The sequence below is a fragment of the Flavobacterium sp. ZB4R12 genome (assembly GCF_048276375.1).
GTDB classification, from domain to species: Bacteria; Bacteroidota; Bacteroidia; order Flavobacteriales; family Flavobacteriaceae; genus Flavobacterium; species Flavobacterium gawalongense.
This window is the reverse complement of the sequence record NZ_JBLNKS010000017.1, coordinates 76,757-93,364: the sequence shown is the minus strand read 5'-3', so window position 1 is coordinate 93,364 and position 16,608 is coordinate 76,757. Positions and strand designations below refer to the sequence as shown.

The 16,608-nt window shown below is 35.8% G+C and carries 9 protein-coding genes; 5 read left to right on the top strand and 4 right to left on the bottom strand.

The window, feature by feature from the left end; genetic code table 11:
* Positions 1 to 13: 13 nt before the first annotated feature.
* From ACNO7W_RS13345 to ACNO7W_RS13330, 4 genes are all read left to right on the top strand, one after another.
* Positions 14 to 1,396, top strand: a complete 1,383-nt coding sequence (locus tag ACNO7W_RS13345; protein WP_417938512.1) for an alpha-amylase family glycosyl hydrolase — start codon at positions 14 to 16, stop codon at positions 1,394 to 1,396.
* A gap of 341 nt (positions 1,397 to 1,737) precedes the next feature.
* A complete protein-coding gene (locus tag ACNO7W_RS13340; protein WP_417938511.1) occupies positions 1,738 to 3,897 on the top strand; it encodes a glycoside hydrolase family 97 protein in 2,160 nt (719 codons plus the stop codon).
* Positions 3,898 to 4,009: 112 nt separating this feature from the next.
* Positions 4,010 to 6,484 carry a gliding motility-associated C-terminal domain-containing protein gene (locus ACNO7W_RS13335; protein WP_417938510.1) on the top strand — a complete coding sequence of 825 codons (2,475 nt, stop codon included), beginning with the start codon at positions 4,010 to 4,012 and terminating at the stop codon, positions 6,482 to 6,484.
* A gap of 20 nt (positions 6,485 to 6,504) precedes the next feature.
* Complete coding sequence (locus ACNO7W_RS13330; protein WP_417938509.1) at positions 6,505 to 7,392, top strand: PorP/SprF family type IX secretion system membrane protein; 888 nt, start codon at positions 6,505 to 6,507, stop codon at positions 7,390 to 7,392.
* A 205-nt stretch (positions 7,393 to 7,597) separates the two neighbouring features.
* Here the strand turns inward: ACNO7W_RS13330 and mfd are convergent, their stop codons facing one another.
* Both mfd and ACNO7W_RS13320 read right to left on the bottom strand, forming a co-directional pair.
* Positions 7,598 to 10,963, bottom strand: a complete 3,366-nt coding sequence (gene mfd, locus ACNO7W_RS13325; RefSeq protein WP_417938508.1) for a transcription-repair coupling factor — start codon at positions 10,961 to 10,963, stop codon at positions 7,598 to 7,600.
* Positions 10,956 to 11,573, bottom strand: coding sequence for a hypothetical protein (locus tag ACNO7W_RS13320; protein WP_417938507.1), 618 nt, complete (start codon positions 11,571 to 11,573; stop codon positions 10,956 to 10,958). The genes mfd and ACNO7W_RS13320 overlap by 8 nt, the downstream gene beginning before the upstream one ends.
* A 313-nt stretch (positions 11,574 to 11,886) precedes the next feature.
* On the opposite strand from ACNO7W_RS13320, the gene ACNO7W_RS13315 reads away from it, so the two are divergent.
* Positions 11,887 to 12,825: an L-threonine 3-dehydrogenase gene (locus ACNO7W_RS13315; RefSeq protein WP_417938506.1), complete on the top strand. Its 939-nt coding sequence runs from the start codon at positions 11,887 to 11,889 to the stop codon at positions 12,823 to 12,825.
* Positions 12,826 to 12,896: 71 nt separating this feature from the next.
* Here the strand turns inward: ACNO7W_RS13315 and ACNO7W_RS13310 are convergent, their stop codons facing one another.
* Both ACNO7W_RS13310 and ACNO7W_RS13305 read right to left on the bottom strand, forming a co-directional pair.
* Complete coding sequence (locus ACNO7W_RS13310; RefSeq protein ID WP_417938505.1) at positions 12,897 to 14,771, bottom strand: M1 family metallopeptidase; 1,875 nt, start codon at positions 14,769 to 14,771, stop codon at positions 12,897 to 12,899.
* A gap of 142 nt (positions 14,772 to 14,913) precedes the next feature.
* On the bottom strand, positions 14,914 to 16,524 hold the full coding sequence (locus tag ACNO7W_RS13305) for a S8 family peptidase (RefSeq protein WP_417938504.1): 1,611 nt from the start codon (positions 16,522 to 16,524) through the stop codon (positions 14,914 to 14,916).
* Positions 16,525 to 16,608: the final 84 nt, after the last annotated feature.

Here is a 16,608-nt window from a genome sequence, read left to right as displayed (position 1 = left end):
AAAAATCAAAAAAATGAAATTATATATCAACATCGTTTTTGTACTTATCTTTTCTTCGGTACTAGCCTCATGCAGTTCTTCGGATAATGAGTCAACTCCAGCTCCGGCTTATCCACAATATGGAACACGGTTTGAAAAAATGCCTAAAAAAGAAGATGCCGTCATTTATCAAGTAAACATTCGTGCTTTTAGTCAGGCAGGAACTATAAAAGGGGTTCAGGAAAAACTAACTTCTATTCAAGAACTTGGGGTTAATGTTATTTATTTAATGCCTATTTATCCTGTTGGAGTAGTTCAATCAGCAGGCGGATTGGGATCTCCCTATTCTGTTAAAGATTATAAAGCTGTAAATACGGATTTTGGTACTTTGGAAGATTTACGTATTTTGGTGGAAGAAGCCCACAAAAAAAACATGGCAGTTATATTGGACTGGGTTGCTAACCATACTTCATGGGATAACGCCTGGATTACCGCTCACCCAGATTGGTATCAAAAAGATGCTAGTGGAAATATTATTATTCCTCCAGGAACTAATTATAATGATGTCGCACAGTTAGATTTCACTAATCTTGAAATGCGAAGTGCGATGATTGATGCGATGTCCTATTGGGTATACAGCGCAAACATAGACGGTTTCAGATGTGATTATGCTGATTTTGTACCTCAGAATTTTTGGTCAGAAGCCATCACCACTTTAAGAAAAATCAAGAAAAATCAAAATCTATTAATGCTTGCAGAAGGAACGAAAGTAAATCAATTTGCTGCTGGTTTTGATTATACTTTTGGTTTTAACTTCTTCAGTGCTTTGGAAAAAGTTTTCAAAGAAAATAAATCTGCTACCACTTTACAAGATTCAAATGCTACCGAATATGCTAATAATTACAATCCTGAAAATAGAATTGTTAGGTATACAACCAATCATGATGTCAACCTTTCTGATGGTACACCGTTAGAGTTATTTGGCGGAAAAAAAGGATCTATTGCAGCATTTGTAGTTGCAGCATACATGAATTCAGTACCTATGATCTATAACGGACAAGAAGTAGGATACAATAAAAGAATCGAATATTTTACCCGTACCCCTATTGACTGGAGTACTGCCGATTTAGATATGCTAGCAGAATATAAGAAGATTATTGCTTTCAGAAATTCTAGCAATGCGCTAAAAAAAGGGACTTACAAAGGGTATAGTAGTGATGCTGTAAGTGCATTCACTATGGAAACCGCTACTGAAAAAGTCTTTGTGCTATCTAACTTAACCTCTGCAACAGTCAATTATACTATTCCAGTTTCATTATCTAAATTGACTTGGAAAGATGGATTTACCGGTGCTGCAATAACAGCAACTACTCAAATAAGTTTATTGCCATTTCAATATAAAGTATTGAAAAACTAATGCTGAAAATTAGTTTTAGGTAACATTCGTTAGCCAAAACACTATTCTATTTTTATTGTCGTAAAACACAAAGGCACAAAAGATTTAATTCATATCACTTTCTTGCTTTTAAGCAATTTGATAGTTTGTTTAAATTTTTAAAATACTTCGAACCTATGTGTCTTTGTGCTTTTGCGTCAATTTATTAAGGATGAACTACAGTTCATTCCTGCAACGCTGTGAAAGTTCTTCAAGAACGATTCATAACTATTCAGTGCATTCAAAAAACGGTCATAATCTAAATTAAAGCACCACTATTAAACCAGAATAGCATCTCTTTATTAATAAAAAAAATAAAAAATATGAACTTTAGACTTAAAAAAATACGCCTTTATGCGTTATTTCTATTCGTTTGTGCAAGCCCATTATGGATGCTCGCACAAGAAATCAATTCGCCTAACAAGAATCTTGTTCTAAAATTTGAATTGAAAGAAAATGGAGTGCCTTCTTACCAATTAACCTACAAGGGAAAACCGGTTATCAAATCCAGTACTTTAGGCCTAGAAACAAAAGATGTAGCATCATTCATTGATGGCTTTTCTATTACAAACACAACCCAAACGGCTGTTGATGTTAATTGGGATCCTGTTATGGGCGAACAAAAAACGATTCGTAATAATTACAACGAATTGGTAGTTACTTTGGCGCAAGCCAAAAATAACAATCGATACATCCGAATTCGGTTTCGTTTGTTCAACGATGGATTGGGGTTTAGATATGAATTTCCAAAACAAAATGATTTGAATTATTTTGTAATCAAAGAAGAACATACCGAATTTCAATTGGCAGGAGATCATAAAATTTTCTGGATTCCGGGAGATTATGACACGAATGAATATGCTTATACCACATCCAAGATTTCGGAGATTCCTTCGTTGATGAAAAAAGCTACCGTTGAAATCAATTCCCAATTTCCTATCAAAAATTTGGCGGTACAAACGCCTTCTATGATGAAATCTTCAGATGGTTTATACATCAATATTCACGAAGCGGCATTGATTAATTATCCAGCTATGTCTTTAAACGTGGATGCAACGACTTTCAAAATGAGCAGCCATCTTACCCCGGACGCTGTCGGGAATAAAGGATACATGCAAACGGATGCTCAAACGCCTTGGAGAACCATTGTGGTAAGTGATAAGGCCACTGATATTTTGGCTTCAAAACTAATCTTAAACCTCAACGAGCCTACAAGTTACAAAGATGTTTCTTGGATAAAACCAGTGAAATACATTGGAATTTGGTGGGAATATTTCGTGGCTGGAAAAAGTACTTGGGCTTATGGAAAAGAGAATAATGTAAAACTAAATCAAGATTTTACTAAGCTTACGCCAAATGGAAAACACGGAGCGACAACGGAACATGCCAAAGAATACATTGATTTTGCAGCAAAAAATGGGTTTGATGCCATCCTTATCGAAGGTTGGAATGTAGGTTGGGAAGATTGGATTAACAATTGGAAAGAAGAAGTATTTGATTTCACAACTGCCTATCCTGATTTTGATGTAAAAGCAGTTCATGAGTACGCTGCCGCAAAAGGTGTAAAGATTATCATGCACCACGAAACTTCGGGAGCTGCAACAAACTACGAACGTCGTTTGGACCGTGCTTTTCAGTTTATGAATGACAATGGGTATGATGCTGTAAAAACAGGTTATGTAGGGAAAATTATTCCGCGTGGTGAACATCATGACGGACAATGGATGGTCAATCATTACATACACGTAGCGGAGCGCGCTGCCGATTATAAAATCATGATAGACAGCCACGAAGCAGTACGTCCTACGGGGTTAAACCGTACCTATCCAAACTGGGTTGCACAAGAATCAGCTAGAGGAACAGAATTTGAAGCTATGGGAGGATTAGCTCCGGAACACACCACTATTTTACCATTTACCCGCTTGATGGGTGGACCAATGGATTATACACCCGGTATTTTTCAAACTGATCTTACCTACTACAAAACTGGTGGAAACCAACGTGTCAATACAACTTTGGTAAAACAACTAGCCTATTATGTGACGATGTACAGCCCGTTGCAAATGGCAGCTGACATTCCGGATAATTACAATCGTTTTCCAGATGCTTTTCAGTTTATCAAAGATGTTGCAGTAGATTGGGACAATAGTTATATCCTAGAAGCTGAGCCAGGTGATTACATCACTATTGCCCGTAAAGCAAAAGGTAAAAACGAATGGTTCGTGGGTGGTATCACTGATGAAAACGCAAGAACAGCAACTATTGCTTTTGATTATCTTCCAAAAGGTAAAAAATACATCGCAACAGTTTATTCGGATGCTAAAGATGCCAGTTGGAACGAAAAACCACAAAATTATACGATTCAAAAGATCATAGTCACTTCAAAAAGTGTTTTGAAACAATACATTGCTCCCGGTGGAGGTACTGCTATCAGTATCAAAGAAGATACTGCTACGGAAATGAAGGATTTAAAAAAAATCTAATTTGAAGAATAAACCATAAACCATATTGCAAATACACCTGTTTTGTAATATGGTTTATTAAACAGAATCACAAAAAAAATAAATACTAATACTAACTTAAAAACCAAAAACTATGAAAAAGAAATTACTCTTTTTTATTATTTGTCTTTTGACAATTTCTTTTGCAAATGCAAAAAAGCCACCGCTTATTTCGGTTGAAAAACAGAATTCAGCTTTTCTAACGATCAGTATCTTTGGAGATGCGACTCCAGGAAGCTGGACAACAGATACTGATATGACCACCACAGATGGAACGACTTATACTCTTAACGGAGTTGCTTTGATTCCAGGAGCATTGAAATTTAGAGGGGATCATGCTTGGACATTACCTTACAACTGGGGAGGAACAGACTTTCCATCAGGAACAGCAGTAGTTGATGCTAATCCTATAACTGTACCAACTGCAGGTATTTATAATATTACTTTTAATAAAACTACAGGAGTCTATTCAATTGCAACACCGCAAGTAGTCTATCCAGTTATAGGTTTGATTGGTGATGCAACTCCCGGTGGTTGGAATACTGATACCGATATGGCAACAACAGACGGTATTCACTATACCATTAATGGAGTTACATTAATTTCGGGTGCTGTTAAATTTCGTCAGGATCATGCTTGGACAGCTACGACTAACTGGGGAGGAACAACTTTCCCGTCTGGTACAGGAATTTTAGACGGAGCTGCGATTACATCAGTGCAAGGAAAATATAATGTGACTTTTAATAAAACTACAGCTGAATATAGTTTTACATTACAACAAGTAGTCTATCCAGTTATAGGTTTGATTGGTGATGCAACTCCCGATGGTTGGAATACTGATACCGATATGGCAACAACAGATGGTATTCACTATACCATTAATGGAATTACACTAATTTCTGGTGCTGTTAAATTTCGTCAGGACCATGCTTGGACACCTACGACTAACTGGGGAGGAACAGCTTTCCCGTCTGGTACAGGAATTTTAGACGGAGCTGCGATTACAGTACCAACAGCCGGAGTATATAACGTTAGTTTTAATAGTACAACTGGAGTTTATTCATTTATTGTACCGCAAGTAAATTTTCAAGTAATCAGTATATTTGGAGATGCAACTCCGGGAGCATGGGTAACCGATACGGATATGACCACTACAGATGGTACTATTTATACAATTAAAGGAGTTTCTTTACTACCTGGTGCATTAAAATTTAGAGGGGATCATGCTTGGACATTACCTTACAACTGGGGAGGAACAGACTTTCCATCAGGAACAGCAGTAGTTGATGCTAATCCTATAACTGTACCAACTGCAGGTATTTATAATATTACTTTTAATAAAACTACAGGAGTTTACAGTTTTGCTTTTCAAACCATAAGTATATTTGGAGATGCTACCCCGGGAGCTTGGGTAACCGATACGGATATGACCTCTACAGACGGAATTGTTTATACGCTTGACGGAGTTTCTTTAATACCAGGCGCATTAAAATTTAGAGGGGATCACGCTTGGACCTTACCTTACAATTGGGGAGGAACAGACTTTCCATCAGGAACCGCAATTGTTGATGCTAATCCTATAACTGTGCCAACAGCCGGTGTTTATAACATTATTTTTAATAAAACGACCGCAGAGTATAGTATTTTAATCCCTTCTGCACCAAGTAAATTAAACTATATTACCCCTAATATTTTTGTTACAAATATAGGTATTACAAGCTTAGTTCCTTCAGTAAATGAAGGTTTAGGCAATCTTGTATATACTGTAAATCCAGCATTACCTGGAGGACTTCAATTGGACTCTGCAACTGGTATTATCAGTGGAACGCCAACAAGCATTCAATCTGCAACAGTATACACAGTATCTGCAACCAATAGCTATGGTTTTTCTTCAAAAACAATTAGTATTGAAATACAAGGAATACCTACAGACCTAACTTATATAGGAAACCTTAGGTTACCAATAAACATAGTAATGGAAGCGGTAGTACCAACTGTAACTTCAAATCCGGTATCGACTTTTAGCATTAATCCTTCTTTATCCACCGGAATGAGTTTTAATACCAGTACAGGAGCAATAAGTGGAAGACCAACTATAGAGACAACTGCAATAAGTTATACTGTTACTGCTACTAATTCTATTGGTTCTACAACTAAAAATTTCACAATCGAAGTGTATAATGAAGACCATGATTTTGATGGTGTTTTGGATGTAAATGATAACTGTCCTACAACGTATAATCAAGACCAAGCAGATATTGACCATGATGGTATTGGCGATGCTTGTGATTTAGTTGAAATAAATGTTGCGGAAGGATTTTCTCCAAATGGAGATGGTAAAAATGACACTTGGTTTATAAATAATTTAATAAATCATCCTAATTCCTCCGTTCGCATATTAAACAGCACAGGAGGAGAAGTGTATTTTTCTAAAGATTACCAAAATGACTGGAATGGAGAATACAAAAACACCGGTTCAGTTGTAGCTGTAGGTTCTTATTTCTATCAAATTGATTTAGGCGATGATGGTTCTATTGACAAACAAGGGTGGATTTACATTGCTAAATAATTTATAAATAAAAAAATAACATGAAAAAAATACATTACATATTGGCAGGCGCACTACTCTTAATTGGCAGTTCGGTTTTTGCACAACAAGAAGGCTCTTTCGCTTTTTACAAATACCACATGAATGTTATCAATCCCGCTTATGCAGGTGTTGATGAGCAAACCGTAATTACAAGTTCCCTTAGAAATCAGTGGAGCGGAATTGCAAATGCACCAAAAACTCAGGCAGTTTCTTTTGGAATGCCGATAGCAAATAACCTTGGGTTTGGTATCGCAGTAGTCAATTCTTCTACTTTTATAGAAAAACAAACAGCTGTAGATATTAATTTATCTTATAAAGTAAAAATGACTCAAAATACCGATTTGTATTTGGGTATAAACGCAGGAGGTACTAATTTTAATCTAAATACAGCTGGATTAGAGCTGTATTCTATTGAAGCAGATCCTGCTTTTGGTTCCATTCACACCTTTAATCCCAACTTTGGTGCGGGTGCTTTATTAAAAAGCGAAAAATTCTATATATCGCTTTCGGTTCCAAAATTATTAAATATCCAAAACGCAAAAAATGATAATGGATATGCAACAGTAGAAACCAACAAACCAAGAGTTTATCTAAGCGGTGGTTATGATTTTAATCTTAATCCAGCAGGTACATTAGTATTAAAACCTTCTTTGTTGGCTAGATATGTTACTGCTGCTCCATTTTCTGTTGATTTCAATACCATTTTGCAAATACAGAATAATTTTGAAGTTGGCGCATTGTATCGTACAGATAAAGCCTACGCAGCAATGGCTAATTTCATTTTAAAAAATAAATTCATCATTGGTTATGCTTATGAAATGAGTACTATTTCAACAATGGCAAGTGCTAAAAATACAAATGAGATTTTATTACAATATAAGTTTTAGAGTATAATTTGGGTTTTGTTTTGAAACACCTCTCTCGAGGTGTTTTTTTATCTTTTCAGAACTAAAAGGTTTAATTCTTACTTAGGACCTTTAAAGTATTGATCAAGAAATAATATTATCAATTTATAAAATCCCTGCCAATCGTGTAAGAATTTTTTAATTAAAGCTTCCTGATTTTGAGGTTGGAAGCTTTTTATCTTAAAATCTACTTCCCCAACAACTCCATTAATTCCAATGCTTTTCTTGTCGATTTTACATTGTCAAAAGTTAACAGCAGTCGCAAACCGTTAGGGGTTTGTTTTTCTTTCATTTTACAAATAGAACTGTGTTTTTGCACAAACTGCAAAACATCCTGAAAACGATTCGATTGATAATAATTCGATTGTTGGTCGGATACAAAGTACCCAATCATCTTGCCTTGTTTCATCACTAATTTCTCGATTCCAATGCGGGTAGCAATCCATTTGATACGAATACTATTCATTAACGCATTGGCTCGTGGCGGCAAAGAACCAAAACGGTCAATCAGCTTATTCTGGAAAATGATGAGTTCTTCTTCGTTTTTTACACCGCCTAATTCGTTATACAAACTCAAACGTTCCGAAACATTATTGATATACTCATCTGGAAACAACAACTCAAAATCGGTGTCGATTTGCAGGTCTTTTACATATTCTTTGGTTTCCAAATTGTTTTCCTCAGGATACAAATCCTTAAATTCATTTTCCTTCAATTCATCGATGGCTTCATTCATGATTTTTTGATAGGTATCAAAACCAATTTCGTTGATAAAACCACTTTGTTCGCCTCCCAATAAATCACCGGCACCACGAATCTCTAAATCTTTCATCGCAATATTAAATCCGCTTCCGAGTTCACTGAACTGTTCCAAAGCCTGAATTCGTTTTCTTGCATCTTCGGTCATCGCTGAATACGGCGGACAAATAAAATAGCAAAATGCTTTCTTATTGCTACGCCCTACCCGACCCCGCATTTGATGCAAATCAGACAAGCCGAAATTATTCGCATTATTGATAAAAATTGTATTGGCATTAGGAACGTCCAAACCGCTTTCGATAATGGTTGTCGCTACCAAAACATCAAATTCTCCGTTCATAAAAGCCAACATCAATTCTTCCAGTTTTTTTCCTTCCATTTGGCCGTGGCCAATTCCAACTCTGGCATTTGGCACCAAACGCTGAATCATTCCCGCGACTTCTTTGATGTTCTCTATTCGGTTATTGATGAAGAAAACCTGTCCGTTACGCTGAATTTCATAAGAAATGGCATCCCGAATCAATTCTTCGCTAAAGCCAACTACATTCGTTTCAATTGGATATCTGTTTGGTGGCGGCGTTGTAATTACAGATAAATCACGCGCTGCCATCAATGAAAACTGCAGTGTTCTCGGAATTGGCGTTGCTGTCAAAGTCAGTGTATCGACATTGGCGGCAATAGTTTTCAGTTTATCTTTTACATTCACCCCAAATTTTTGTTCCTCATCCACAATTAACAATCCTAAATCTTTGAAAATTACATTTTTATTAACCAATTGATGTGTTCCTATGACAATATCGAGTTTTCCTTCTGCTAATAATTTTAGCGTTTCGGCTTTTTGTTTAGCCGTTCTGAAACGGTTTAAATACCCAACTGAAACAGGCATATCTTTCAATCGTTCCGTAAAAGTGCGGTAATGCTGGTATGCCAAAATCGTGGTAGGAACCAGAATGGCGACTTGTTTGCTATTGTCTACTGCTTTAAAAGCAGCACGAATGGCGACTTCGGTTTTACCAAAACCTACATCCCCACAAACCAAACGATCCATTGGACGATCACTTTCCATATCCGCTTTTACTTCTTGGGTTGATTTGGTTTGATCCGGTGTATCTTCATAAATAAATGAACTTTCTAATTCATTTTGCAAATAACTGTCAGGCGCAAACTGGAATCCTTTCTCTAATCTTCTTTTGGCATACAATTGTATCAAATTGAATGCTATATGCTTGACACGTGCCTTCGTTTTTTGTTTTAAAATCTTCCAGGCATTCGAACCCAATTTGTAAATTTTGGGTGGCGTTCCGTCTTTTCCGTTGTATTTTGAAATCTTGTGCAGCGAATGAATACTCACATACACAATATCATTATCAGCATAAACAAGTTTGATTGCTTCCTGTGTTTTGCCTTCGACTTGTATTTTTTGCAATCCTCCAAATTTCCCAATTCCGTGGTCAATATGCGTCACATAGTCGCCAACGGATAACGTCGTCAATTCTTTTAAAGTAATATTCTGTTTTTTCGAATACCCATTTTTAATGCTGAATTTATGATAGCGTTCAAAAATTTGATGATCCGTATAACAGGTAATTTGGTTTTCTTCGTCTATAAAACCTTGGTACAAAGGCAAAACAACGGTATGATATTGTTTTCTAATGTTTTCAGAATTCGCTTCGTCCAAAGTCTCAAAAATATCATGAAAACGTTTGGCTTGGGCTTCATTGGAACAAAACAAATAATTTTTGTAGCCATTGAAATGATTTTCATTCAGGTTATTCAACAACAGATCAAATTGCTTATTGAACGACGGTTGCGGCTGAATGTGGTATTCGAATTTTTTGGTGGTTCTAAAAATAGCTTTAGAACTCAATTCAACAATTGAAAAATCTAAGGCTCTTTTTATAAACTCCGTTTGATTCAAGAACAATTGTTCCGGTGCAGCACGTTTTATTTCCTGCGATAATTTTGCGAAAGCTTCTTCGGCTTTGGCAAATTGTTTGTCTAATTGAGCTAAAAAATCTTCGGTGTTTTGAATGAAAACAACCGTTTTTTCTGAAATATAATCCAAGAAGCTTTCTCGGTTTTCCTGAAAAACTTTGTTCTCCACATTTGGAATTATCGTAATTTTCTTCTGTTGTAAAATCGACAATTGGGTCGCAACATCAAAGCTACGGATACTCTCCACTTCATCTCCAAAAAACTCAATTCGGTATGGATTATCATTCGAAAACGAAAACACATCAACAATTCCACCACGAACCGAAAATTCTCCGGGTTCCGTAATGAAATCAACTCTTTTGAATTCGTATTCGAACAATACTTCATTGATAAAATCGATAGAAATTTTGTCTCCAACGGATACTTTTAGTGTGTTTTTATCCAATTCTTTTCGAGTCACCACTTTCTCGAATAATGCTTCGGGATAGGTGACAATAATCGCCGGTTTTTTGCGGGAATTGATTCTGTTTAGGACTTCGGCGCGAAGCAAAACATTCGCATTATCAGTTTCTTCAATTTGGTACGGGCGACGATACGAACCCGGATAAAACAAGACATCCTGGTCGCCAACCATCTGTTCGAGGTCGTTCAAATAATAAGCGGCTTCTTCTTTATTGTTTAAAACAACCAAAAAAGGAAGTTCTGATTTCTTAAAAATCGAACGAATTACAAATGAAAGTGCTGATCCGAGTAATCCCGAAAGATGCATTTTTACTTGATTATTTTCCAATAAACGAGTAACTATTTGCTGGGTTTTTGGCGAATTATCGTAAATACTATATAAGGCTTTTTTACTCAACGCGTGGCAGATTTGGGTCGATTGGTGTATTAGGAATAGGCGTACTAGGAATTGCTCTTGCAGTATCCATCATTTTCAATAAGTCAGATTCTCCTTCTTCAACAGGAATTTTGCTTTTCTCTACAATTTTGTCCATTTGTCTTTGTAAGGAAACCAATTCCAAATTAATTTCCGCAACTAACTGCGTCACTTTTTTATCCGGAATATTATCCAAATGAATGAATAAATCCAACAATCGTACTTTAGTGATTAACGTCGAAATTCTACTTTTTATCTGAGGTTTATTAAACTCTAAAGGAATATTCTCATTTAAGGCCATTGCTTTTTTAGAAAGTGCTTTCGATTTTTGTTGAAATGCTCCAATGGTTTTTTTTGGTTTTTGAGCTAATTCAGCCAAAAACATACGCAATTCGTTCCAGGTAGCGATGCTTTTTTCAGAAGCCTCCGTTATAGGCGTGTCGTAAAAAACCCAGCCTTTTTCTATGTTTTTAAATATGATTTCTCTTTTTTTGATCTCTTTCTTATTTTCGGCAATGCGTTTTTGATTGTCATTTTGGCACGATAACAAAATGAAAATCAGAGAAAGGAAGACCGTTATATTGTATTTCATGTGTAGCTATTTATTGTTTTTTAAGGTCGCATGTAATTCGCATACATCTTCCATCTTGTTAGCATAAGATTACCATTATGCTCATTTCATTTGAATTTTCATTAAAGTACAAAGTTACAAAGTAAATTTACAATTACGAATTACGGCATAGGAATAACAATCTAATATTCCTGAAGCTCTTTTTGTATTTAAAAAAACAAAAAATTAAGAATTTTACACCCATTTTAAACACTATTTTAGTAAATTTATAACTTTTTACATCAAATTTGTGTTATTTACGAAAACGTTATCTTTGTATTTCAAAACAGACAAAATGAGTACTAAAATATTGATTATCGGCGCTTGCGGACAAATTGGAACAGAACTTACCCATAAGTTGCGAAAAATATACGGAACAGAAAACGTAATTGCTTCTGATATTCGAAAACTGAATAATGACGTTGTCAATTCGGGTCCTTTCGAAGTAGTAAATGCGCTGGATTTTAATCAAATTGAGCATCTTGTAGAGATTCACCAAATCGATGAAATCTATTTAATGGCGGCATTATTATCGGCTACTGCCGAGAAAAATCCAGCTTTTGCTTGGGACTTAAATATGAATTCTTTGTTTCATGTTTTGAATTTGGCGAAAGCAAAAAAAATAAAAAAGATATTTTGGCCTTCCAGTATTGCTGTTTTTGGCCCAACAACGCCCAAAGAAAACACACCACAATACACAATCATGGAACCTTCAACGGTTTATGGAATCAGTAAACAAGCTGGCGAAAGATGGTGTGAATACTACCACAATATTTTTGGTGTCGATGTGCGAAGCATCCGCTATCCCGGCTTAATTAGCTGGTCTACGCCTCCTGGTGGCGGAACTACGGATTATGCCGTAGATATTTTCCACAAGGCAATTTCGGATAAAACATACGAATGCTTTTTATCCTCCGAAACTAAAATGCCCATGATGTATATGGATGATGCGATTGCTGCGACGATACAGATTATGCAAGCACCAGTTGAACAAATTAAAATTCATTCTTCCTACAATCTGGCCGCAATGAGTTTTACACCAACTGAAATTGCTGCCGAAATCAAAAAACATATTCCTGAATTTACTGTTACTTACAAACCTGACTTTCGTCAAAAAATAGCCGACAGCTGGCCAGCGAGTATTGATGATTCCGAAGCCCGAAAAGATTGGAACTGGAAACATAAATTTGATCTGGAATCAATGACGGTAGATATGTTATACCATTTGAAATAGTTCCCAAAAAAAACAAACCCCAAAAAAAAGTCTAGCTTTAAAACTAGACTTTTTTTGATTTTAATAAAACATTACTTTATTTCAAACGTGTTATTTTCTGGTTTTAGATCCGCCATTAATCCGCTTGGATCGATAGTGATTTTCTTGATTGAAGTTTTAGATTTCGAGATACTAAATTCAAAAGTTGGATACGCCCAAGCCCAATCATTCAGAATCGTTCTTTTTAATGAAGGATTCGGATTTTCTTTTTCGAAACTCATCATTCGCAACGGAATGTAAAAACTTTCTTTTGTTCCGTCCATATATTCAACAGTCAGATCAATTGGCATTGGCATTCTGCCAATTCTTTCTAATGTTACAACAGTTTTATCTGCATTTTCTTTTACGTCTTTTATTCCGTAGTCAATCGTATTGGTAGTTTGCGTCCAATCGGTCAAATACCAATCTAAATTTGCTCCTGAAATACGTTCAGCAGTTCTTTTGATATCATTTGGCGTAGGATGTTTGAATTTGAAATCCTGGTAGTATTTTTTCAAGGTTTTCATTAAATTTTCCTTTCCTATCAAATACATTAATTGTGTCAGGAAAAGTTCTCCTTTGCTGTAAGAAGTGATGCTGTACATTCTATTCTCATCAAAACGATCCGCATGTGTGGTTTGAGGCAATTCTTTTCCGGAATTCGCCATCGAGGAATACCCTTTATAAGCTCCCGTAAATGGGTTTTCCATTTTCTTATCTGCCATTTCATTCAGTCCAAAATCTTCAAGGAAAGAGGTAAACCCTTCATCCATCCATCCGTGTTTTGATTCATTGGAAGCCAAAACATGTTGAAACCAGGAATGTGCCATTTCGTGAGCGGTTACACCAAGCAAACCTTCGAAATCGCCTTGACCCAAAATCAAGGTACACATCGCGTATTCCATTCCGCCATCACCGCCTTGAATCACGGAATATTGTTTGTATGGATAATCCCCAACTGTTTTGTTGTAAATGGCCATCAACTGAACCGTTTTAGGTTGTAGGTTTTTCCAGTTCTGAATATATTTTGGATTATTTTTATACAAGAAATGCAAATCAACATTATTAGGTCCTTTCACCACATCATGAATGTAATTTTTATCGGCAGCCCAAGTAAAATCATGAACCATTGGCGCTGTAAAACGCCAAGTCAGGTTTTTTGTTTTCTTTGGAACAGAGACCACAAGCCCTTGGTCTTGATAACCATGACCTATTTCGTTTTTGTTTTGCAAATAACCAGTACCTCCTAAAACGTATGCTTTATCAATAGTAATATTGACATCAAAATTTCCCCAAACACCGTGAAATTCTCTAGCGATGTAAGGATCAGCATGCCAACCTTCAAAATCAAATTCGGCTATTTTTGGATACCATTGCGCCATCGATAATTCTACGCCTTCGGCATTATTTCTTCCGGAACGACGAATTTGAATTGGAACCTGTCCGTCAAAATCTAATGTAAAAATGGTTTTAGAATTCGGTACTATTGGCTTCGCCAAAGTAACTTCGAGAATCGTTCCAACCTCTTTTGCATTGGCAACTACTCCGTCTTGTTTGAAATTAGAGATTCGCAAATACCCAATTTCATTCGGTTTCAAAGTTTTGATTCGGCTTTCTTTGACTTCTTTTCCGTCTACTTCTATTTTGTTTACCATTCTTCCGTCTGGATCTTTGATGCTTTGGATTCTGGCATCCATCTCGCTTCCGGGCCGGAAGGCATTGTTGAATAAATGGTAATAGACTTTTCTTAAAGTGTCAGGAGAATTATTGGTATAAACCAATTCTTGTTTTCCTTTGTATTGGTAATGCTGCACATCCATCGTAACGTCCATTTTGTAATCGACGTGTTGTTGCCAATAAGTAGAACTTTGGGCAAATAGGGAACCAAAATTAAGTGTGATAAAAGATAGTAAAAGGAATTTTTTCATACGAGGATAATATTTTTTTTAATGGAATATGGAATCGTCATTCTTTATGTGGATTTGTATTTTTAAATCTTGGCGATTTCATTATTTCTTTAATACAAAAGGAAGAACAAGCGCTCTTCCTTTAGATTAATAACTATTTAATTTATTTTTTCGACATTCTTTCAGCAAGAATCAAGGCATTATAAGCATTGACCATTTTTCCTGATTTTGAAGTATCAGCTATTGATTTTTTCTCTTGAGATTCTCCCAATTCAACTGTTGCTGGCAGCGGCGTCCCGGAATCCATCATAATTTTTTTGACTTGCGCTGCTGATAATTTTGGATAATACGAGCGGATTAATGCCGCAACTCCAGCCGCATTTGGTGAAGCCATCGATGTTCCTTGTTCGTATTTGTATTTGTTATTTGGCACTGATGCGTAAATTTCCATTCCTGGAGCATAAACATCCACATTGATTGTTCCGTAATTCGAAAAAGGCGCTACTACCGTTTCTCCGTACGTATTATTCAAGGCTCCAACAGTAAGAACATTAGTAACAAACTCCGTTTTATTGTCTTCAGAATCATTTGGAAAATTGATATTTTTTTCTAGATCGATATCATTCCCATCGTTTCCTGATGCGTGTACAAACAAAACATCTTTCTTTTCAGCATATTTTATAGCATCAAAAACCCATTGCTTGTGTGGAGAATAGCTTTTTCCAAAACTTCCGTTGATTACTTTTGCCCCATTATCTACTGCATAAAGTATTGCCAAAGCAACATCTTTATCGTATTCATCACCATTAGGAACAGCTCTTACAGCCATAATTTCGACATTATTTGCAACTCCGTCACCGCCAATATTGTTATTTCTCACTTGAGCAATAATTCCGGCAACGTGGGTTCCGTGCAATGCTTCTTCTTTATCCGGTCCATAAACAATATTGTTACCGTATTTGGTATCATTTATATCATCAGGATTATCGCCAACAACTTTTCTACCATTAAAATCTTTGTTCAAATTATAATTCAATTGGTCGTAAATGTACTTTTTGTATTCCTCAATATCAGCACTAAATTTTGGACCTGACTGCCCAATAACTCGAGTCATAATCATTTTGCTTTTATTCAAAACTTCATCTGTACTAACAATTGCATTCAGTTCTTCAAGTGTATAATCGTCTTTCTTTAAGTACGTTTGTATTATTTTATTGGTGTTTAAAAGAAAATCTACTTGTTGTTTCCCTTCTAATGCTTCTTTATATTTATCTTCATAATCCGCTTTAGCATTTTTATATGTCACCGATCCATCATCCGCTTTTTTCAGAATACGAGTCATTTCTAAATTTTCAAATCCTGAATCTCCTAAGAAATTCCAACCGTGAATATCATCGATATATCCGTTTTTATCATCATCAATGCCATTTCCGGCAATTTCTTTGGTATTTGTCCAAATCACTGATTTCAAATCTTCATGATCAATATCGACTCCTGAATCAACAATTCCCACGATAACTTTTACTCCTTTTTTATTTTTTAATAATTCGGCATACGCTTTATCAACGCTCATTCCAGGAATCGTATCTTTTATTAAATCCAAATGACTCCAACGCTTTAAATCTGTATCACTTATAGGTGCAACTTTATTAATAATCAACGGAGTACTTACTGCTATAGGCGCAGTACTTTTGGAAACTTGTTTTTGAGCGTTACATCCCACTAATGCAAAAAAAGCAACGGCAGAATAATAGATTGGTTTAATATTGTTCATTTATAAATTTTTAAAATTAAATGCAGGGCCTAAATTATGTCTTTTTACAACAGAATATAAATGGATTAACACTCTATTAAGATT